Source organism: Allosphingosinicella vermicomposti (assembly GCF_003012815.1).
In the GTDB taxonomy this organism is placed as follows: domain Bacteria; phylum Pseudomonadota; class Alphaproteobacteria; order Sphingomonadales; family Sphingomonadaceae; genus Allosphingosinicella; species Allosphingosinicella vermicomposti.
Genome location: NZ_PXYJ01000003.1, coordinates 321,301 through 341,876, shown reverse-complemented (window position 1 = coordinate 341,876; position 20,576 = coordinate 321,301). Strand labels below are relative to the sequence as shown.

The 20,576-nt window shown below is 62.6% G+C and carries 22 protein-coding genes; 13 read left to right on the top strand and 9 right to left on the bottom strand.

All coding sequences use genetic code 11. From position 1 onward, the window contains the following. Positions 1 to 37 precede the first annotated feature (37 nt). The 3 genes from C7I56_RS10450 to C7I56_RS10440 all read left to right on the top strand — a co-directional run bounded on the left by C7I56_RS10450 (position 38) and on the right by C7I56_RS10440 (position 3,140). On the top strand, positions 38 to 1,165 hold the full coding sequence (locus C7I56_RS10450; RefSeq protein WP_106640535.1) for a GNAT family N-acetyltransferase: 1,128 nt from the start codon (positions 38 to 40) through the stop codon (positions 1,163 to 1,165). Positions 1,166 to 1,270: 105 nt separating this feature from the next. Next, positions 1,271 to 2,689 carry a magnesium transporter gene (gene mgtE / locus C7I56_RS10445; protein ID WP_106640534.1) on the top strand — a complete coding sequence of 473 codons (1,419 nt, stop codon included), beginning with the start codon at positions 1,271 to 1,273 and terminating at the stop codon, positions 2,687 to 2,689. Positions 2,690 to 2,738: 49 nt separating this feature from the next. Next, complete coding sequence (locus C7I56_RS10440; protein ID WP_106640533.1) at positions 2,739 to 3,140, top strand: DUF1489 family protein; 402 nt, start codon at positions 2,739 to 2,741, stop codon at positions 3,138 to 3,140. Here the strand turns inward: C7I56_RS10440 and C7I56_RS10435 are convergent. From C7I56_RS10435 to C7I56_RS10420, 4 genes are all read right to left on the bottom strand, one after another. Then, on the bottom strand, positions 3,137 to 3,826 hold the full coding sequence (locus C7I56_RS10435; RefSeq protein WP_106640532.1) for a head GIN domain-containing protein: 690 nt from the start codon (positions 3,824 to 3,826) through the stop codon (positions 3,137 to 3,139). The genes C7I56_RS10440 and C7I56_RS10435 overlap by 4 nt on opposite strands. 47 nt (positions 3,827 to 3,873) lie before the next feature. Further along, the gene (locus tag C7I56_RS10430; RefSeq protein WP_106640531.1) at positions 3,874 to 4,605 is read right to left on the bottom strand and encodes a head GIN domain-containing protein; all 732 of its coding nucleotides are present in this window, start codon (positions 4,603 to 4,605) and stop codon (positions 3,874 to 3,876) included. A 191-nt stretch (positions 4,606 to 4,796) separates the two neighbouring features. Continuing rightward, a complete protein-coding gene (locus tag C7I56_RS10425) occupies positions 4,797 to 5,336 on the bottom strand; it encodes a CarD family transcriptional regulator (RefSeq protein ID WP_106640530.1) in 540 nt (179 codons plus the stop codon). Positions 5,337 to 5,605: 269 nt separating this feature from the next. Further along, the gene (locus C7I56_RS10420) at positions 5,606 to 6,172 is read right to left on the bottom strand and encodes an HNH endonuclease (protein ID WP_106640529.1); all 567 of its coding nucleotides are present in this window, start codon (positions 6,170 to 6,172) and stop codon (positions 5,606 to 5,608) included. A gap of 193 nt (positions 6,173 to 6,365) precedes the next feature. Here C7I56_RS10420 and gluQRS point away from each other — a divergent pair, with 193 nt between their 5' ends. The 8 genes from gluQRS (at position 6,366) to C7I56_RS10380 (ending at position 12,368) form a co-directional block, all read left to right on the top strand. Continuing rightward, positions 6,366 to 7,235 carry a tRNA glutamyl-Q(34) synthetase GluQRS gene (gene gluQRS / locus C7I56_RS10415; protein ID WP_106640528.1) on the top strand — a complete coding sequence of 290 codons (870 nt, stop codon included), beginning with the start codon at positions 6,366 to 6,368 and terminating at the stop codon, positions 7,233 to 7,235. A gap of 9 nt (positions 7,236 to 7,244) precedes the next feature. Then, positions 7,245 to 7,442 carry an HIG1 domain-containing protein gene (locus C7I56_RS10410; RefSeq protein WP_106640712.1) on the top strand — a complete coding sequence of 66 codons (198 nt, stop codon included), beginning with the start codon at positions 7,245 to 7,247 and terminating at the stop codon, positions 7,440 to 7,442. 6 nt (positions 7,443 to 7,448) lie between these two features. Beyond that, entirely contained in the window at positions 7,449 to 8,009 is a 561-nt protein-coding gene (locus C7I56_RS10405) for a cob(I)yrinic acid a,c-diamide adenosyltransferase (protein ID WP_106640527.1), read from the top strand. Positions 8,010 to 8,097: 88 nt separating this feature from the next. Further along, a complete protein-coding gene (egtB, locus tag C7I56_RS10400) occupies positions 8,098 to 9,363 on the top strand; it encodes an ergothioneine biosynthesis protein EgtB (RefSeq protein WP_106640526.1) in 1,266 nt (421 codons plus the stop codon). Beyond that, a complete protein-coding gene (gene egtD / locus C7I56_RS10395; RefSeq protein ID WP_106640525.1) occupies positions 9,360 to 10,328 on the top strand; it encodes an L-histidine N(alpha)-methyltransferase in 969 nt (322 codons plus the stop codon). The genes egtB and egtD overlap by 4 nt, the downstream gene beginning before the upstream one ends. A gap of 114 nt (positions 10,329 to 10,442) precedes the next feature. Next, positions 10,443 to 10,730, top strand: a complete 288-nt coding sequence (locus C7I56_RS10390) for a YggT family protein (protein ID WP_106640711.1) — start codon at positions 10,443 to 10,445, stop codon at positions 10,728 to 10,730. Between the two features lie 4 nt (positions 10,731 to 10,734). Further along, positions 10,735 to 11,625: a bifunctional methylenetetrahydrofolate dehydrogenase/methenyltetrahydrofolate cyclohydrolase FolD gene (folD, locus tag C7I56_RS10385; protein WP_106640524.1), complete on the top strand. Its 891-nt coding sequence runs from the start codon at positions 10,735 to 10,737 to the stop codon at positions 11,623 to 11,625. A 119-nt stretch (positions 11,626 to 11,744) separates the two neighbouring features. After that, entirely contained in the window at positions 11,745 to 12,368 is a 624-nt protein-coding gene (locus C7I56_RS10380) for a MarC family protein (RefSeq protein ID WP_106640523.1), read from the top strand. On the opposite strand, the gene C7I56_RS10375 is transcribed toward C7I56_RS10380, so the two are convergent. After that, positions 12,358 to 14,133: an AcrB/AcrD/AcrF family protein gene (locus tag C7I56_RS10375; RefSeq protein ID WP_245409678.1), complete on the bottom strand. Its 1,776-nt coding sequence runs from the start codon at positions 14,131 to 14,133 to the stop codon at positions 12,358 to 12,360. The genes C7I56_RS10380 and C7I56_RS10375 overlap by 11 nt on opposite strands. A gap of 66 nt (positions 14,134 to 14,199) precedes the next feature. Between C7I56_RS10375 and C7I56_RS10370 the strand changes: the two genes are divergently transcribed. Together C7I56_RS10370 and C7I56_RS10365 are read left to right on the top strand one after the other, a co-directional pair. Next, positions 14,200 to 14,613 carry a GtrA family protein gene (locus C7I56_RS10370; protein WP_106640522.1) on the top strand — a complete coding sequence of 138 codons (414 nt, stop codon included), beginning with the start codon at positions 14,200 to 14,202 and terminating at the stop codon, positions 14,611 to 14,613. Beyond that, complete coding sequence (locus C7I56_RS10365; RefSeq protein WP_106640521.1) at positions 14,613 to 15,341, top strand: class I SAM-dependent methyltransferase; 729 nt, start codon at positions 14,613 to 14,615, stop codon at positions 15,339 to 15,341. Before C7I56_RS10370 ends, C7I56_RS10365 begins: the two co-directional genes overlap by 1 nt. Here the strand turns inward: C7I56_RS10365 and C7I56_RS10360 are convergent. Genes C7I56_RS10360 through C7I56_RS10345 form a run of 4 tightly spaced genes read right to left on the bottom strand, consistent with a single transcriptional unit; the run spans position 15,275 to position 20,555 of the window. Continuing rightward, positions 15,275 to 16,297, bottom strand: a complete 1,023-nt coding sequence (locus C7I56_RS10360; RefSeq protein ID WP_106640520.1) for a glycosyltransferase family 2 protein — start codon at positions 16,295 to 16,297, stop codon at positions 15,275 to 15,277. The genes C7I56_RS10365 and C7I56_RS10360 overlap by 67 nt on opposite strands. Further along, entirely contained in the window at positions 16,294 to 17,862 is a 1,569-nt protein-coding gene (locus tag C7I56_RS10355; protein ID WP_106640519.1) for a hypothetical protein, read from the bottom strand. The genes C7I56_RS10360 and C7I56_RS10355 overlap by 4 nt, the downstream gene beginning before the upstream one ends. 51 nt (positions 17,863 to 17,913) lie before the next feature. After that, complete coding sequence (locus tag C7I56_RS10350) at positions 17,914 to 19,287, bottom strand: sulfatase-like hydrolase/transferase (RefSeq protein ID WP_106640518.1); 1,374 nt, start codon at positions 19,285 to 19,287, stop codon at positions 17,914 to 17,916. A 47-nt stretch (positions 19,288 to 19,334) separates the two neighbouring features. Continuing rightward, entirely contained in the window at positions 19,335 to 20,555 is a 1,221-nt protein-coding gene (locus tag C7I56_RS10345; RefSeq protein ID WP_106640517.1) for an argininosuccinate synthase, read from the bottom strand. Positions 20,556 to 20,576: the final 21 nt, after the last annotated feature.

Below are 20,576 nucleotides of genomic sequence, written 5' to 3'. Positions count from 1 at the left end.
CAGGGCTTCGACAGGCTCAGCCCGAACGGATGCGAAAATGGATGTTGTAGCTAGATTGGCGGCAGGGATTTCGAGCGTGGACGCCGCGCAATGGGATGCGCTGGCGGGGACGGGCAATCCCTTTCTTTCCCATGCCTTTCTCTCCGCTCTGGAAGAATCCGGCAGCGCGACGACACGGACCGGATGGCAGCCGGTGCCGATCCTGATCGACGGCGCGGATGGGGCGCTCGCCGCCGCCATGCCCGCTTATGCAAAGAGCCACAGCCAGGGCGAATATGTGTTCGACCATGCCTGGGCCGACGCATTCGAGCGCGCGGGCGGGGATTATTATCCCAAGCTCCAGATTGCCGTACCGTTCACGCCGGTGCCGGGACGGCGGCTCCTCGCCCGCGATCCGGCACTGGCATCCGGCCTCATCGCCGCTGCCGAAGCGGTTGTGCGCAATAACGGCCTGTCATCCGCCCACGCGACCTTCATCGACGAAGCCGAAGTGCCGCTCTTCGAACAGGCGGGATGGCTGATCCGCATCGACCGGCAATTTCATTGGCATAATCAGGGCTTCGCGGTATTCGACGACTTCCTCGACAGCCTCGCCTCACGCAAGCGAAAGGCCATCCGCAAGGAGAGGGCATCTGCGCTCGACGGCCTTACCGTGAGGCTCCTGACTGGCCCAGAGATTACCGAGACGCATTGGGACGCCTTCTGGACCTTTTATCAGGATACGGGCTCCCGAAAATGGGGGCAGCCCTATCTCACCCGCAGCTTCTTCTCGCTGCTGGGCGAGCGCATGGCAGACCGCCTCCTGCTCGTGTTCGCCGAGCGGAATGGCTGGCCGATTGCCGGCGCGCTCAACCTTATCGGGGGCGATACTCTCTATGGCCGCTATTGGGGGGCAGTTGAGGAGGTGCCGCACCTCCATTTCGAAATCTGCTATTATCAGGCAATCGATTTCGCCATCGAACATGGGCTGGCGCGCGTGGAAGCGGGTGCCCAGGGTGGCCACAAATTGGCGCGCGGCTATCAACCCGTCCCGACCTATTCCGCCCACTTCATTGCCGAACCGGGTTTTCGGGATGCCGTTGCACGTTATCTCGAGGCCGAGCGGCGCGCAGTTGTAGAGGATATTGAGGAACTGGCGGAAATGACGCCGTTTAAGAGAGGCTGACCTTGGTGGGTGTTTGGCTTGGCATTGATTGCAGCGAATGAGAGTGTCGACACTGTTGGAAACCGGGCTTAAGGCCCTCTCACGCGTAACGATGGGAGACGGGCGATGAGCGATAGCGATCTCGAAACCCAATTCCCCAATTCGGCGCCCCCTCCCCCCGTCGAGCAATTGGATGAGGACGATCGGCTGAAGCCCGAATTTGTCCGCAGCGTGATGGAACATGTGGAGGCGGGCGACGCCGACGGCGCGCGCGCTCTGGTCGAGCCGCTGCACCCCGCCGACATCGCCGATCTGTTCGAACTGGTTGCATCCGACCAGCGGCGTCCGCTCGCCGCCGCCTTGTCCGACCTGCTGGACGGCGACGTCTTTTCCGAAATGAACGATTGGGTGCGGGAAGACCTGATCGACGCGCTCGAGCCCCATGAAGTCGCCGATATTGCCGGGCAGCTCGACACCGACGACGCCGTCGCGCTGATTGAGGATCTGGAGGAGGATGAGCAGCGCGCTGTCCTGCGCGCTCTCGATCCGGACGATCGCGCCGCCATCGAAGAAGCGCTGACCTTCCCGGAAGAATCGGCGGGCCGCCTGATGCAGCGCGATCTGATCGCGGTGCCCGAACATTGGACGGTCGGCCAGGTTATCGATTACCTCCGCGCGGGCGATGAGCTGACCACCGATTTTTGGGAGGTGTTCATCGTCGATCCGCAGCACCACCCGATCGGCACGGCGCATTTAAGCTGGATCCTGCGCACGCCCCGCCATGTGCGGATGGCCGATGTAATGAAGCGCGAACAGACTTTGATCCCGGTTGAGATGGATCAGGAGGAGGTGGCGCTCCGCTTCCAGAAATATGCCTTGATCTCCGCCGCCGTCACCGATCCGTCCGGCCGCCTTGTCGGCATGATCACGGTCGATGATATCGTGCACATCATTCAGGAAGAGGCAGGCGAAGACGCTCTGCTCCTGTCCGGCGCGGGCGAAGGCGATATTAACGAGCCGGTCAAGGACAGTTACAAGGCGCGTGTCCGTTGGCTCGTCGCCAATCTCTTCACGGCCCTCCTCGCCTCCTCTGTCATTTCGCTGTTCGGGGCCGCGATCGAGCAAATGGTGGCGCTTGCGATCCTGATGCCGATCGTCGCGTCAATCGGCGGCAATGCGGCAACGCAAACGATGGCCGTGGCGGTGCGTGCCCTTGCCACCAATCAGCTCACCCAATCGAACACGATCCGGACCATAAAGCGCGAAATCGCCATCGCCCTGCTGAATGGCCTGACCATTGCCGTCCTGGTAGGCTTCGGCGCGGCGGTCGTCTTTGCCAATCCCCAATTGGGCGCGGTCATCGCAGCTGCGATGCTGATCAATGTGCTGATCGCCGGACTGGCGGGCGTGTTGGTGCCGGTTGCGCTTGAGCGGCTCGACCAGGATCCGGCTGTGGCCTCGACGGTCTTTGTGACGATGACGACGGATACGATGGGATTCCTCGCCTTTCTCGGCCTGGCGGTGGCAACGGGACTGGTCGGCTAAACCCGCTCAAGCCGTTGAACCGGAAACGCGCGGTTCCCAGATAGAGGTTATGCCCAACCTCCATATCAGCAAGGTCGCGGTCGGATGCGCGAGCCTTTCCGCGCTGCGTGCGCGGATGGAAGGGCGAGCGGCGGCGGGCGAAGTGCCGATCGTTACCCGCTTCAAGCCCAAGCGCGCGGATGAACTGATTGGCGGATCGATATTCTGGATCGTCAAACACCGCCTCGTCGCGCGTCAGACGATCCTGGGTTTTGACCAAACGGAGGAAGGCCGCGCGATCATTCGCTGCGATGCGCAGCTGGTACCGGTCAAAGCCCGGCCCAAGCGCGCTCATCAAGGCTGGCGCTATCTTGAAATGGACGATGCGCCGCAGGACATAGGCAGCGGCGATGGCGTCGCGGATTTACCGGATGCTCTCGCCATCCGGCTGGCATCGCTGGCCCTGATTTAAGGGGCATCTCCGCAGGACACAGCGCCCGCGCCCTCCGCCCGGATTGTGCAGGCAGCGGATCCTTTCACCATAATATCACCTGTGCCGCCACCTGTGATCGTCGCGGTCCGCCGGGCAGCTGCGGTGACATTCCCTGCGCTCGCCGACGCGATCTTCACATCTTCCGCCGTCAGTGCCGCGGCATCGAGCGAGGAGGATCCGATGAGGTTGGCTTCAAGAAGCTTCGCATGCCCGGCCAACGTCGCACCGCCTGCGCCGGTCAAGGTCACCACGACACGATCGGCGGCAATATTGTCAATCTTGGCCTGACCACTTCCGGCCAGCGACAGATCGAAGCGAAGACCCTTGATGCCATGCACCTCAGCGCTGCCCGAGCCGCTCAGGATAAGGCCGCGGAGCTGGCGCGTCGTGATGCGCAGTGAGACGGGACCGGCATTGCCCGATCCTTTCCAGCTGCTCTTGTCCGTGCGGATGCGCAACACCCGGCCTTCAACATCCACGGCCACACGATCAAGGGCATCGCGGGCGCCTGTGCCTGTTACGGTGGAAGCGCTGCCCGCATTCACCTCGACCCTATATGGACCATCGATCCGGATGCGATCGAAATCGGTGATCGTATAGCGCCTTTCGTCGGCCAAAGCGGGCGCGGAGATGAAGGACAGAAAAAGGACGGCAAGGCGTTTCATGAAAGCCTCTTGCCGTCCCTTTGGTTAACAGCCGGTGAGCCCGGCGATCAGGCGCCGCATTCGACGTCGCCCGATCCCATTTTGTTGACCGTGCATTTGGCACCGCCGCCGACATGAACGTCGCCCGATCCGACGATATTGATGTCGGCGCTTTCGCTCGCGCGTACATTGGCGTTGCCGGAGCCCGCAATCGACACCGATGCACGGCGGCTTTCGACTTCTCCGACCCCGATATTCCCGGAGCCGGCGATCGCCGCGCTCATATCATCGACCTTGCCCGCCGCCTTGATGTTGCCGGATCCGCCGATCGAGAAGCTCGCCTTGGCCACGGTGAGCGAGGCCAGATCGATATTGCCCGACCCGCCGACCGCTGCGGCGAAATCGTCGCCCGTGACGCGGTCGATGCGCATATCGCCCGACCCGCCGATCGCTGCGGCTTTCAGGGACGGCACCGTCACGAAGACTTTCGCGGGCTTCCGGTTGCGGCCCCAATTGAGGCCGTCTTTCTTGTCGCGGATGACGAGGTTGCCGTCGCTTTCCACGACGACCTCCATCTCCTCCAGCACGTTTGCCGCGCCCTCGGCCCGAATCGATGGGGCACTGCCAACTGCAACAGTCACATCGTGCGGCCCTTCCAATTCTATTGAATCGAAGGCGCCAACATCGAAACTGCGCTGGGTCTGGGCGGTCGAAGCCGTGTCGTTGCGCTGGGCGTTGGCTGACATGTTGCAGCCAGCAAGCGCGGCGGCGGCCGTAGCGAGAAGAAGGCTGAGATGCATGATGATCCTCCCATGTGTGTTGTCTGATTAATACACCATAGAGGGGGGCTTCGCAAATGAAAAAAGGCGGCCCCGGATGGAGCCGCCCTTTTCACATCTCATTCGTCATACCGGCAAAAGCGGGTATCTCATGACGAAGAAGTCACGCCCCCGCCCGAGACCCCGTCTTCGCCGGGTGACGGATAGGGAGCTCACTTCTCAGCCGCAGCTTTATCCTTGTTATAGATCGCCGCCGCCTTGTTCAGAATTTCGAGGATCTTCTGAAGCGCGGTCGGCTCGTCAACCTGTTCCATCGCAGCAAGTTCGCGGGCGAGGCGGCTGGAGGCGGCTTCGAAAATCTGCCGTTCCGAATAGCTCTGTTCCGGCTGATCATCAGCGCGGAACAGGTCGCGCGTCACTTCGGCGATGGATACGAGGTCGCCCGAATTGATCTTCGCTTCATATTCCTGGGCGCGGCGCGACCACATGGTGCGCTTCACCTTCGGTTTGCCCTTCAGCGTGTCGAGCGCTTCCTTCATCGTCTTGTCCGACGACAATTTGCGCATGCCGACGCTTTCCGCCTTGTTGGTCGGAACGCGCAGCGTCATCTTTTCCTTCTCGAAACGGAGCACATAAAGTTCGAGCTTCATGCCCGCAATATCGGTGCTTTGCAGTTCAACAACCCGGCCAACGCCGTGCTTGGGGTAAACGACATAATCGCCAACGTCGAAATCCAACGCCTTCGTCGCCATGTACGCACCTTTCTATGGATCGCCGTCAATCGAGCCAACCCGCACCTGCCCCTGGCACGGCCCGAAAATCCCCATTTGCGGCGAATCTTTAAATGATCACCAAAAAAGCGGGCGCATCACGCACCCGCCGCGATGGAGCCTATATAACAGAAAAGTGACTCACTTTCCAGTAGCGGGGCCGGTTTCCATCCGTAGCCATACGCAACCGGAAACCGACGGGGCCCGTATCCAGCACGCTTCGCCTCAACTTGTCGGACCCAGCACAAAGATCATGCCTCCAGCTCGATGTCCCAATAGAGATAATCGCGCCAGCTCTGGTGTAGATAGTGGGGCGGAAAACTGCGGCCGTGATCCTGCAATTGCCAGCTCGTCGGGCGCACGGGGGTGCGGTAGAGATGCATATGAGCTTCAGCCGGCGTCCGGCCGCCTTTACGAAGGTTGCACGGCGCGCAGGCTGCCACGACATTTTCCCAGGTCGTGCGACCGCCATAAGCCCGCGGGATAACATGATCGAAGGTCAGATCCCTCGGCGTCCCGCAATATTGGCAGGCGAAACGATCGCGCAGGAACAGGTTGAAGCGGGTGAAGGCCGGGAATTCCGAAGGCTTCACATATTGGCGCAACGCAATGACGGACGGCAGCTGCATCGCCCGCGTCGGGCTATGAACTTCCCTCTCGTAGGAGGAAACGATATCCACCCGTTCGAGGAACACCGCCTTGATTGCGGTCTGCCACGGCCACAGGCTAAGCGGGTAATAGCTGAGCGGCGTATAATCGGCGTTCAGCACCAATGCGGGGCAGGCTTCGGGATGCCGGATAAGGTCGGGATGGTACATAAAACGGCAACAAGCTCCCGTTTCCTGGAGAATGACCTCCCGAAACGCCGGCCCCCGTACCTGTCGCACTCAGAGCGCGGGAGAAGGGGCTTCGTCAGCCATCCTCTCCTGTGTTCCGCCAACCCTTTGCGGGCAAAAGGTGACATCGCCATGTCACACCAGCCGCGATTCGCGGTCAAGGCCTGATTTCTCCATGCTTCCCCTCGTCACCCGTTTTGCGCCGAGCCCGACCGGGCGCCTCCACATCGGCCATGCATATTCATGCTTGCTCGCGCACGATTATGCACGGGAGCGCGACGGCACCTTCCTGCTCCGGGTCGAGGATATCGATCCCGGTCGAGCCCGCCCGGAACATGTGGCGGGGATTGTCGAAGACCTGAGCTGGCTCGGCCTCCACTGGGATGGCGAGGTTATTTTCCAGTCCCATCGCCTGCCGCTTTACGCCGAAGCGCTGGAGCGATTGAAAGCGATGGGCCTCCTCTATCCCTGCTTCTGCACACGCACCGAAATCGCGGCGGAGATAGCCGCCAGCGCCTCCGCGCCGCACGGGCCCGACGGACCACTCTATCCCGGCACCTGCCGCGCCTTGAGCGATGGCGAGCGCACCCGGCGGATGGCCGGCGAGCCCCACGCCTGGCGGCTCGACATGGAAAAGGCAGCAGCCTGCGCCGGACGGCTTTACTGGGAGGACGGCGACACCGAAGTGCAGGCCGAGCCCGGTCTGTTCGGCGACGTCGTCCTCGCCCGCAAGGACGCGCCGACCTCCTATCATCTCGCCGTCACCGTGGACGATGCAGCGCAAGGCGTGACGGACATCGTGCGCGGCCGCGATCTTTATGCCGCGACCGATATTCACCGCCTGCTCCAGGCCCTGCTCGGCCTCCCTACGCCGCATTATCACCACCACGCCTTACTAACCGACGCGAAGGGAAACAGGCTCGCCAAGCGGAGCGGAGCGCCCGCGCTGGCCGATCTGCGCGCAAATGGCACGGATCCCGCCGCTCTCCTCACCGATCTTCGTTCGGGACGAATCCCGGCTGGATATTTGGCGGCGGGGGATTAGATGGGTGGCATGGACACTTTCCTTATCATCCTCATCGTTCTGGTTGCCCTCGCGACGCTCTCCGTGCTTGTGCGCGGCGTTATAGGCATGGCGCAAGGCAAGGATCTGACCGGCGAGCGCAGCCAGCAATTGATGCGCAAGCGCGTCATGCTTCAGGCCGGGGCGATCATCCTGATGATCCTGTTCCTGATGATGGCGCGGAGCTGATCCTTTTTGGTCAAGCTCACCAAAATCTACACCCGCACCGGCGATGCCGGGGACACCGGTCTCGCCGACGGGTCGCGCATATCCAAATCAAGTACGCTTATAGCCGCCATCGGATCGGTGGACGAGGCGAACAGCGCGATCGGCGTCGCGATCGAAGCGGTGGCGGACGATGCAGCACGGGCCAGCCTGCGCTTGATCCAGAACGAGTTGTTCGACCTGGGTGCCGATCTTGCCACGCCTGGCGAGGATTTCGCTTCTTCCGAGATGGCGCTCCGCATCACGGCCTCACAGATCGAGCGGCTCGAGCGGGAAATCGATGCGATGAATGAAAAGCTCGCGCCGCTGCGCAGCTTCATCCTGCCGGGTGGACGTGGCGGCGCGGCGGCCGTCCACCTCGCCCGCGCAATTGTGCGCCGGGCTGAACGCGACGCTATCGCTGCCGGTCAGGTCAATCCTGCCGCCCTTATCTACCTCAACCGCCTGTCCGACCACTTGTTCGTCATGGCGCGTACCCTGGCTTCACGCGCGGGCGGCGAAATCCTGTGGCAACCGGGCGCCACGCGCTAAGAGCAACCGCTTCGGCTCCGAAACGGCTCCGGAACATTCTTTTCGATTACGCGTCCTAACCCAGACTAATGGTGTCCAGGGGACGGCCATGGCGACGCATCCGCGCCTGAACGACAATGACGATCAGCTGAGCCGGCACTTCGAAGCCGTTCGCGCCTTATCGCGTGCGATCGCCGCGCCTTTGTCGGATGCCGATGCGACGATCCAGCCAATGCCGGATGCTTCGCCCGCCAAATGGCATCTCGCCCACACGACTTGGTTCTTCGAAACCTTTGTGCTGCGCGACCATGTGCCGGGCTATCGCCTCTTCGATGAACGCTGGCCGTTCCTGTTCAACTCTTATTATGACGGCGAGGGCGAACGCCATGCCCGCCTACGCCGGGGAATGTTGAGCCGCCCGTCCCTTGACGAAGTGCTGGCCTATCGCAGCCATGTCGATGCGGCACTTACGAACGCAATGCCCCTGCTCGAAGGGGCGGCCCGCGCTCTTGTGGAACTCGGCCTCCATCACGAACAACAGCATCAGGAATTGATGCTGATGGATATGAAGGTCGCCTTCGCCGAAAATCCGCTGGCGCCTGCGGTATGGGATGAACGCGTTAAACCCGGTTCACCTCATGTGCCAGACATCCAATGGGTCGAAGGCCGTCGCGGCTTTGCCCATGTCGGGCATGACGGGCGGAGCTTCGGCTTCGATTGTGAGGGGCCGCGTCACGCCGTCCTATTGCAGCGTCATGCGCTGGCCGACCGGCTGGTGACGAATGGCGAATGGCTGAACTTCATCGAGGATGGCGGATATCGGCGGCCGGATCACTGGCTGTCGGACGGTTGGGCCTGGATACAAGCGGAGGGCGCAAAGGCACCGCTTTACTGGCGCGAAAGCCCGGAGGGCTGGCTTCGCTTCGGCCTCGATGGACTCCAACCCCTCGATTCCGCCGAGCCGGTCTGCCACATTTCCTATTACGAGGCGGATGCTTTCGCGCGCTGGGCAGGCGCTCGCCTGCCAACGGAGCAGGAATGGGAAGTTGCCGCAGCGACCCTCGATCCTCGCGCGGGCAACCAGCTTGACGATGCCAGTGCCGCCCGGCCCCGCCCCGCGAGTGGTTCGGGTCTGCGCCAGATGTTCGGCGACGTCTGGCAATGGACGATGAGCGCCTATCTGCCCTTCCCCGGATTCAGGCCCGCGGCGGGCACGGTCGGCGAATATAATGGCAAGTTCATGAGCGGCCAGCTCGTGCTGAAGGGCGCAAGCTGCGCGACGCCGCGCGGCCATAGCCGGGCCACGTATCGAAACTTCTTCTATCCGCATCAACGCTGGATGTTCTCCGGCCTGCGGCTGGCAAGGGATTTATGATGGACGCGATCCGCGCCTCGATCGATGTCGATCCCGCTTTCCGGGCTGATGTCCTGGCGGGCCTTTCGGCGCCGGTAAAGGCAATCCCCGCCCGCTGGCTTTACGACCGCGCGGGATCGGAATGGTTTGAAAAGATTACGGCGCTCCCCGAATATTATCCGACCCGTACCGAAGTCGCCCTGTTGAAGCGTCACTGTCCGGACGTCGCTGCGATCGTCGGCAAGGGCAGCGCGGTGATCGAATTCGGCTCAGGCTCCTCCTACAAGACGCCCATCCTGCTCAATTGCGTCCATCCTGCGGCCTATGTGCCGATCGACATTTCAGGCGATTTCCTGCGCGATTCCGCCGCCGTCCTGCAAGTGGGGTTCCCGGCCCTGCCGATCCATCCGGTCGAGGCCGACTTCATGAAGCCGATCGCGCTTCCCGAAGCCGTCGCGGCCCTCCCCAAGCTCGGCTTCTTTCCCGGATCGACGATCGGCAACATGGTGCCCCGTACTGCCGTCGACCTGCTCCGTGCCATGAAGGACACATTGGACGATGGCGCATTCCTCCTGATCGGCATGGACCGGATCAAGGATGCTTCGATCCTCATTCCCGCTTATGACGATGCACAAGGCGTCACGGCGGCCTTCAACCTCAACCTTCTCCACCGCATCAATCGCGAGCTTCGCGGTATGATCCCGACCGCGTCCTTTGCTCACCGCGCGATCTGGAACGACGGCAAGGCCCGCATCGAAATGCACCTGGAAGCGCTGGCAGATGTCCGCTTCACCGTCGAAGGGCGACCCTTCGCCATGCAAGCGGGCGAAACGATCCATACCGAGAACAGCCATAAATATGGCCCGCGCGACGCGCGCCTGCTGCTTCACGCCGCCGGTTGGGGCGTACGCGCCGAATATGTGGACGAGCAGGATCAGTTCGCACTTCTCCTGGCCGAGGCGGAGCCGCCACGCTTCGCACCTTGAAGCGGGCTAGCGGCAAGCCCTGCTTCAGCCCCGCATCATCATCAACCTCCACCGCGCCATTGCCCCATGGCAAGCCGGTGGCTACATGCTGGTTTCACCCACCGGGCGGAGGTCATTGTGTACGCGCTCTACGAAATCCTGTCTTTGCTCCTGACGGTCCTCACCTGGATCATCATCATTCAGGCGATCATCAGCTGGCTCGTCGCGTTCAATGTCATCAATACCGGCAGCGGCGGAGTGAACCAGTTTCTCTATGCGCTCGACCGGATAACCGAGCCTCTCTATCGCCCGATCCGCCGTCTGCTTCCCGACTTTGGCGGCATCGATTTTTCGCCGATCGTCGTGCTGCTGCTGATCGCCGTGGTGCGTATCCTGCTTCGCAGCCTGCTGCTCGGATATTAAGCCGATGGCCGCCGCGATCATCGACGGCAAAGCGTTTGCCGAGGGGCTTCGCGGCCGTGTCGCTGCTGCCATACCTGCATTCGCGGCGGCAATCGGCCGCGCGCCCGGTCTCGCGGTCGTGCTGGTCGGCGAGGATCCGGCAAGCCAGGTCTATGTCCGATCAAAACATAAAGCGACCGTCGCCGCAGGCATGGAGAGTTTCGAACATCGCCTGCCCGCTACCGCCAGCCAAGCCGAGCTCATTGCGCTTGTCGAGCGATTGAACGTCGACGAAACCGTCGACGGAATCCTCGTCCAGCTGCCGCTTCCGGCGGGAATGGATGAAAAAGCGGTAATCGCGGCCATCGATCCGGCCAAGGATGTGGATGGCTTCCACGTCATCAATTCGGGCAAGCTGGCGGTCGGCGATGCCGACGCGCTCGTTCCCTGCACCCCGCTTGGCTGTCTGATGCTGTTGAAGGATCGCCTTGGCGATCTGTCAGGACTGGAAGCCGTAGTGATCGGCCGCTCCAATATCGTCGGCAAACCCATGGCCCAGCTCCTTCTTCAGGAAAGCTGCACCGTCACCATTGCCCATAGCCGCACCCGAGACCTCCCCGCCGTCGTGCGCCGCGCCGACATCGTGGTCGCCGCCGTTGGCCGGCCCGACATGGTGAAGGGCGACTGGCTGAAGCCCGGCGCCACGGTGATCGACGTCGGGATCAACCGCGTCGCGACCGAAGACGGCAAGGGCCACCTTACCGGCGATGTTGATTTCGCCAGCGCTGCGGACATCGCGGGCGCGATCACTCCGGTCCCCGGCGGTGTCGGCCCAATGACCATAGCGGTTTTGCTGCGCAACACGCTCGTCGCAGCCCATCGCCGCGCCGGGCTCGAGGCGCCGAAAGGTCTGTGATCCGCACCGTCCCATCACGTCACCCCGGCGAAAGCCGGGGTCTCAGGACGAATAAAACGCATTTTCGTCATAAGATTCCGGCTTTCGCCGGAATGACGATCAGGTTGGGGAATAGCTGAATGATCGACCTCTTCATCTCGGCCTTCGTCACCTTCTTCGTCATCATCGATCCGCCCGGTTGCGCGCCGATCTTTGCGAGCCTGACGAGCGGGACGGAAGCCGCGCATCGCCGCGCCATGGCGATCCGGTCCGTATCGATCGCCGCCGCGATCCTGCTCTTCTTCGGGCTGCTCGGCGAGAAATTATTGGGCGCGCTCGGCATCAGCCTTGCCGCCTTCCGCATCGCGGGCGGCATCATGCTGTTCCTGATCGCGCTCGAAATGGTCTTCGAAAAGCGCACGCAGCGCCGCGAAACCCGGGCGCAGGAAATCACCGCCACGCCGGAAGCAGAGGATATCTCGGTTTTCCCGATGGCGATCCCGATGATCGCGGGCCCCGGCTCCATCGCTTCTATCATGCTGCTCATGGCGCGTTCCGATGGCCCTGAAGAATCGGCGATCGTCCTTGCCGCGCTGGCGTCGATACTTGCCCTGACCCTCGTCGCCCTGCTGCTTGCCGGGCCGTTGATGCGGCTTGTCGGCCCGAAGATCGAGGCGATGATCACCCGTATTCTCGGCGTTATCCTTGCCGCGCTTGCCGCTCAGTTCGTGATCGACGGCATCGCGGTCAGCTTCAAGGTTTGACGCGCCACATCTTGTAGGGACTGTCCTCCGGCAACGGGATCGGCGACAGCCAGGCGGGCACCCTCCCCGCCGCGAGCTGCGCGTAGAAACCGTTCGGCGCCTTTGCCTTGTAGATGGTGGATTCCGACAGGTTCGGGCAGATCAGCACATAATCGATCCCGCGCCGTTCGATCATCGCATAGGCGGCTTCGGGGGTGCCCCGGAACGCGCGTTGCACATCCAGGATCGCTTGCGCGTTGCGATGATAGGGCCCGGCGATCGCATCGTGATGCGTGACCGTGATAAGCCGCGGCCCCAAGTCAACGAAGGTCAGCACGTAGCCGCGCGGCTGTTCACCGATAGGCTTGAGCGCAGGCAGGCTCGGGCAACGGCGATTGGCGAGGTTGACGGTTGAACGGAATTTATCGTCCGGCTTCTTGATCTGACTGGCGACCCATTGCGGCCCGATCCCCGATGCCAGCAGGGCGAGCGCCGCCATACCGATCAGGCGCACAAGCCAATGGGTGCGGCTGCGCACGATCGGCCAAAGCACCCAGATCAGCGCCGCGGCACCTGGAACCGCGAGGAGCTGAGCCGCTGCTCCGGCCCGTGTCTGCCACAAGAGCAGCAGGGTCGACACGAGAGCCGGGCCGGCCAGCGCAGACCATGTCGCAAAACGGGTCCAATTGCCGCGCTCGCGCCATAGCATCAGCGTAAAGCCAACCATTCCGGCCAAGGGTAAAGCGGCGATGGTGACGATTGTCTGCAGGCTATGCGTGTAGAGGGGTCGCGCCTCCTTCACATTGTCGAGCCACATGCGGGCGAGCTCCGGCGGCACGCCCTCCAGTCTTCCCAGGCAATGCGGCCAGGCAAGCGCGAAGCCAAGGGCAAGGAGAGCACCTCCCGCCGCCGCGAACACCAGGCGGCGCAGCGGCCCGCCTCGCACCGTTTGGGCGAGAAGCACCGCAAGCCCGCCCGCCGCCGCCATGGCCGAGAGCCAGACCGGCGACAGCGCATCGCAGACCGGGGCGCGATTGGCGACGGACGCGAAGAGAAGGTAGCAAATACCCGTGCCGCCAGCGAGGCTCGCCCCGTAAGCGGCAAGCCGTGGCTTTTCCTCTCCATCCCACACCCACAGCAGGGCAAGCGCCGCCCCGGCCAGCGCCAGATAGAGCAGCATTTCAAGCCCGATGGCCAGCGATACCGCAGTGGCCAAGCCAACGGTCAGCCCGCCCCTGGCCTTCTTCGGATCGGCAAGGCCGAGCATCACGATGGCGAGCATCGCCAATTGCCAGCCATGGTGATCGACGCGCAGCGGCATCCACATGCCGCGCAGCGACGCCGCTGTGAGGAGAAGAGCAAGGCCAAGCAGGAAAGCGAGGGACCCAAGTATGCGACGATGAAGCAGCGCCACGGCCCACATCGTCACCGCCATCGGCAAGAACGGCGCGAGCGACAGGGCCGCCTTCTCCGCCATCGCGCCGCCAAGGAAGGGCTTTAGCAGCAGGATCAAGGCGGCAATCGGCATGTCCGGGATACGCGACCAGTGGATATTCGCGCCATAAGGCGGATCCATCCGGTATTGGCGAAGATCGTACCAGCCCTGCCCGCCCAGCAGGGCGCGCACCTGCATGATGCGCATATGATCGTCGGTATCGACGGGCGCGAACCACCGGATCAGCGCCCACCGCTCGTTGAGCAGCCACGCTGCCGTCGCCACCGCGACGATCGCGACCAGCCAGCGCCAGTGCCGCGACGCCCACATCGTGATCCGATCCGCCATCATCCCCTTTGCTCTTCCCAAGCGCCTGCCCGGTCATTAGTCGCTGAGCAGCAAAGGGCAAAGGCGTTGATGGATATTTTGAGGAAAGACAGCGAAGCTTACGTCATGTTCGGCCAGCTGGTCCGCTTCGGCATGACGGGGGGCTTCGTAACCCTGCTCGGCATCGGCGTCTATATGGCCGCCGCGACAATGGCCGATCTCGCGCCGCTTCTCGCCAATTTGCTCGCTTATGCCATTGCGGTCGCGGTCGGCTATGTGATGCACAGCCGCTTCAGCTTCCGGGGCCATGGACGGCGCGACAATGTGGCGCGGACCACCAGCCGCTTTTTCATCGTGTCGATGGTGAGCCTTGCCCTGAACAGCCTGTTCGTCTGGGCGCTGACCGAGCCGATGGGCGGGCCGGACTGGTGGCCGACCATCCCGATGCTATTCATCACCCCCCTCGTCACCTTCTCCCTTAACCGCCGCTGGGTTTTCGCCTGATGGAACGGATCATCTACGATCGCATGGCCGAGCTCGACGAGCGCCATTGGTGGTATCGCGCGCGGCGCAAGGTGCTGGCGAGCCTCATCGCCCGCAAGATCGCGCTGCCCAGGGACGCTCATATCCTCGAAATCGGCTGCGGCACGGGCCACAATGTCCTGATGCTCCGCCAGTTTGGCGCGGTTGATGCGGTTGAAATCGACGACGACGCCCGCGCGGTCGCCTCGAAACGCCTGAACATCGCAGTGGGCAATGCCCCCCTCCCCGAACTGCCGGGCGTGGCCGAGGGGGCCTATGACCTTATCGCCCTGCTCGACGTGTTGGAGCATGTCGATGCGGACCGCGATGCGCTCATCTCGATCGCGCGACGCCTGAAGCCGGGCGGCAAATTACTGCTCACCGTCCCTGCCCACCCCTGGATGTGGAGTGCGCACGATGTCGCCAACCACCATAAGCGCCGGTACACGAAAAAGACGCTGTCGGACGTCGTTCAGGCCGCAGGCCTTCGGATCGAAACGATGAGCTATTTCAACTCGATCCTTTTCCCTCTCGCCGCAGCCGTGCGGATCAAGGACCGGCTGACAGGGAAGGAAGGGAGCGACGACGCACTACCGCCGAGCCCTATTAACAGCTTGTTCGAAACCCTGTTCGGGCTCGAGGCTTACGCGATCGGGCGGTTGCCATTCACGCCGGGCGTCTCGATCGGGGCGGTGGTTTCGGCGACATAGCCGAGGGACTGACGGCCGCCCGCTTTCCCAACCACGTCCGCTACGATGTAGAGCGGTCGCCGCTTCGTCTCGATATAGAGCCGCCCCAAATATTCGCCGATCATGCCGAGCACGAACATCTGTACGGCACCCAGGACGACGACGACCAGCATCATCGATGTCCAGCCCTGGATCGCATTCCCGGCGAGCCAGCCATAAGCGATGTAGACAAGGAGCAGAAAGGATACGCCGACGAGCGCGAGGCCGAAGTGACTCGCCCAACGCAGCGGCGCAGTCGAAAAGCCGGTGATCGCGTCGAAGGCGAAGGCGAGCATCTTGGACAGCGGATATTTGCTGTGCCCGGCATGGCGTTCGTGCCGGTCGTAGAGGAATGGCACTTGCCGGAAGCCGATCCACGCCACCATGCCGCGAATGAAACGCGCCTGTTCAGGAAGGCTCAGCAGCGCGTCGAGCGCACGGCGGCTCATCAATCGGAAGTCGCCAGTATCGACGGGAATCTCGACGTCGGTCAGACGCGAGAGCAAGCGGTAGAAAGCCGAAGCCGTCGCCTTCTTGAAGACCGTCTCCCCCGCCCGCGCACGGCGCACGGCATAGACGACGTCTGCTTCCTGCGCGTCCATCGCGGCCATCATATCGGACAAAAGCTCGGGCGGATCCTGCAAATCCGCATCGATGATGAGGATACGCGAGCCCGAGCAAAGGTCGAGCCCGGCCGTCAGCGCCAGCTGATGTCCGTGATTGCGGGAAAGATTGATGGCAACGAGACGGGGGTCGCCCGCGCCCAGCTGCCGCATGACCTGCCAGCTGCCATCGCGCGAACCGTCATTGACCAGGACGAGTTCGTAATCCTCACCCACCGCCGCGCGCGCCGCAGCCGATACGCGCCGGTGCAGTTCGGCGAGGCAGGCCTCTTCATTATAGCAAGGAATGACGATCGACAGCGCCGGTCTGGTCATGGAGCCCCCTTAGCGGGCGCCAAGGGCGGCGTCCGATCCACGACCCGATACAATATGCTGCTGCCATCGCGCCAGAGCGGCTGCAGGCCCCGGGTCAGCACCGGGTCGAACGCCGGCGGGTGGATCAGCCAGACATAATCATAGCCTTGGCGCGGAAAGTGAGCGAGCGCCTTGTCGACGGGCCGCCAGAATTCGCCCCGGCACTTGCGATCCGTCACCATCTGCGATGGATCGTGATTATAGCCGCGCCCCTGCGGGTGACGGACGGTGAGAAGCTGCGCCCCCGCCATCGACCATTGATCGTTGGAAAAAGCGTGGCGGCGGACAATCGCAATGCCCGATAGATGCTCGACCCGCGACATCTTCCACGGATCATAGCAGGTGCGGCCCATGAAGGTGATGAGGCGGGCATTGCGCGGGACATGATCCAGCGCCGCGAGCTGCCGGTCATAATCCTTGTCGTACAGCCACATGCTGACTGTCGTGCCTGCCGTGCGAACGGTGAAGAAGGCGATGGCCAGGACAGCGATGACGCGGGCCCAGCGCGGATCGGTCGCCCCCCGGAAGCGAATCGCGATCACCGCGACGGCGATCATGTAGGGGACGAGCCGCATGTCCGCATAAGCCGATCCGAATACGATGCGGGGAAGGAGGAGGAAGACGAGGCCGAGGAAGATGGCGGACGCCGCAAGGTTGCGGGAATATTGGAGCTTCCGGAAAAAGAGCAGCCCGCAAAGAAGCACCATGCCGATGATCCCGAGCGAGATTAGGTCGAACATCTCCCAGCGGTCGCGCAGGGCCATGATCAGCCAGTCGAGCTTGCGATCCCAGTTGAACCAATCCGCCGTCTCGCCGGTCACGTGGCCGCCTGAACGCCACAGGACCATGAGTAGGACGGGCGGTGCCAAAGCGAGCGAGTGAAGACACGCGCGGAAGCAGCATGTGAAGAAGGGACGCTTCAGGTCGAACTGGCGAACAAGCTCGGCCGAAAAGGCCATGACGCCGAGCGTGCCCCAGCCGAAAGTGTGCGTCACCCAAACGATGAGGGAAATCGGCACGAACAGCCAGGCCCGAAGCCCGGTCTTGCCGAGGCGAGCTAACCGCAGCCAGAAGGCAAAGGCGAGAAAAGCCAGGCCCATCGACAGCGCGAAATTGACGAAGCCGAAGTGAAAGGGGAAATTATAGGCGAGCGGCAAGGCGAAATAGGCGGTCGGCGGTATCCGCCCATGCACTTCGCGCGCTACCCACAGGAAACCGCCCGCCGTCATCATCGGTATCGCGATCACGATCAGCTTAGTCGCGAGCTCCAGCCCGAAAATGGCAGACAACGGGATGATGAGCAGATCGAGCCCGAGATTGCCGATCAACGACCAATCGAAATGATAAAATTGCTGCAGCGTCGGCGATTCCGCGATGCTCAGCTGTACCTCGTAGCGGCCCATATGACCGGGCAGGTCGACCGTGGGCGGGATATCCGGCCAGAGCAGCGGAACGGCAGACAGGATCACGGCCAATGCCGCGACCCATGGCTTTTCCCACCAATATTCCGCCTGTCCCTGTTTCACACTCGCCCTCGCGAACCGGAATCCGGCTCTCACCCGGTTTGGGCGCCTGGGTCAACCACCAAGGTGCGGCGCGGTGGCGTTCTTTCTCCGCAGCAACATCCACGGAACCTTGTCCGGTTGGAACAGATTGCGGTCCCGCCGTTGGAAGAATGGGGGGATATGATCGCCGACGATCAATATGTCCGCTTCGGGAAAATCGTCGGCGGTGATCGTGCGGGCGACAGTGCGCCCGGTCCCGTCGATAACCTGGAAAAGACGGCAGATCATCGGGTAGTCAGCAGCCAGCCCCGCATCATAATGCACGCAATTGGTCGTCTCCAAGGCTTCATGAGCGATGACGGGCAGATGCGAATTGACCGTCAGCCAGTACAGAAATTGCGGTCGATTCGCCGCCTTCAGCACCCCACCGATCTGCGCGGGCACGTCGGCATCGCATGCGCCGGGAAATACGCCGGGACAACGCCGGGCACCGCTGGCCAGGATCGCATCGCTGAACACCATCTTCTGGAAGCCGATATTGGGATACCAAAGGTTGCGGTCGAACATCGATCCTTCGAAGCTATGCCAGGCCTGTGTATCGTAACCCTTGGCCGCAAGGCGCGCAGGAAGGCAGGTTTCGCGCGTGTCGATCAGATCCCGATAGTCGCCCCACCGTCCACACAGTTCGCGCAATTCTCCGCTGGTCGTCGAGCCGTAATAGAGATTTGTGCCGCTCGACACCTCATAGCGCGCCTGAACGGCCGGCGGCGCCCAGGCGTCGATCAGCCGCGCTTTCAGATCATCCGTCGCGGGCGCCCCCATGGCTTCGACCATGATGATGACCAAATGGCGATTGCCCGTCGCCAGCGCCTCAAAACCACTCTCCGATACTGCGGAGCTGAATGGCGCATCGATGGACGGCACACGGCCATAAAAACCCCGCGCGCTCCGCCCGATTGCCGCATCGGCGATCTGGAGCAAACCGACCCCGATTAGCGCAGCCAGAAAATACGGCCGCCCGCTTAACCGGCCCGGCCACTGAAACACCCGCCAGCCAATGGCGAGTGTCAGAAAAGCTGCCAAACCGGCGGCGATATATTCCGGCGACGAGGATGCCTTTAGCTCTCCGGCATAACGAAGCGCGTCGAAAAGCGACAGGATCGAAAGGTTGAAGATGCTCGACACGAGCAGAAGCGACGACAGGATGATCGAGGCGACGAAGCCCACGTAACGCACCGCGAAGGGCGCGCGATTGAGTGCGAGGCCCAGGAAGGCGGTAACCAGGATGGCAATGCCCCGTTGCGGGCCGCCGATGAACCAAAGCAGGCAGAAGGGCGCGTTGGGCAGCAAGACCCAACAGATCATCCAGTTCTGGAAGGCGATGCGGGCGTCCCGCCCCGCGCCATCGCCCTCCATGTCACGCCCTGGCGCCAACGCAGCGTCCATAAGTTTCTCCTCGCGGTCTCTATTCCGCAAGGGGCTTCAAATAATGGTTAACGCCCGTCCCGCCGTGCCAGCAAACGCAAGCGCAGGGCATTCAATTTGATGAAGCCTTCGGCATCGCGCTGGTCGTAGGCGCCCTGGTCGTCTTCGAAGGTGACGACCTTTTCGGAATAGAGGCTGTTGGCCGACTTGCGGCCGACGATGTGGGCGCCGCCCTTGTAGAGCTTGAGACGAACGGTGCCGCTGACCTTTTCCTGGCTGTGATCGATCGCGGCCTGCAGCATCTCGCGCTCCGGCGAGAACCAGAAGCCGTTATAGATGAGCTCGGCATAGCGCGGCATGAGCTCGTCCTTCAGATGCGCCGCGCCGCGGTCCAGCGTGATCTGCTCGATACCGCGATGGGCGGCGTGGAGGATCGTGCCGCCCGGCGTTTCGTACATGCCGCGCGATTTCATGCCGACGAAGCGGTTCTCGACGAGATCGAGGCGGCCGATGGCGTGGGTGCGGCCAAGATCGTTCAGCTTGGCGAGCAGGATCGCGGGCGACAGGCCTTCGCCGTTCAACGCAACGGCATCGCCGCGCTCGAAATCGATGGTGATGTACTCCGCCTTGTCCGGCGCGGCTTCGAGGTGATCGGTGCGCGAATAGACATAGTCCGGCACTTCCTCCCACGGATCTTCCAGCACCTTACCCTCGGAAGAGGTGTGGAGGAGATTGGCGTCAGTCGAGAAAGGCGCTTCGCCGCGCTTGTCCTTGGGCACCGGAATCTGGTGCGCCTCGGCATATTCGATGAGCTTGGTGCGGCTCGTCAGATCCCATTCGCGCCACGGGGCGATCACCTTGATGTCCGGCGCGAGGGCATAATAGCCAAGCTCGAACCGGACCTGGTCGTTGCCCTTGCCAGTCGCGCCATGGCTCACCGCGTCGGCACCGACCATCTTTGCGATCTCGATCTGGCGCTTGGCGATAAGCGGGCGCGCGATCGAAGTGCCGAGGAGGTAGAGGCCTTCATAAAGCGCGTTGGCGCGCATCATCGGGAAGACGTAATCCTTGACGAATTCCTCGCGCAGATCGTCAATGAAGATGTTTTCGGGGCGAACACCCATCAGCTCGGCCTTGGCACGCGCGGGTTCCAGCTCCTCGCCCTGGCCGAGATCGGCGGTGAAGGTCACCACCTCGCAATTATAATGTTCCTTCAGCCATTTCAGGATGACGCTCGTGTCGAGGCCGCCCGAAAAGGCCAGCACCACCTTGTTCACAGTCTGCGTCATATTGCCTGAGCCTTCTCAAAG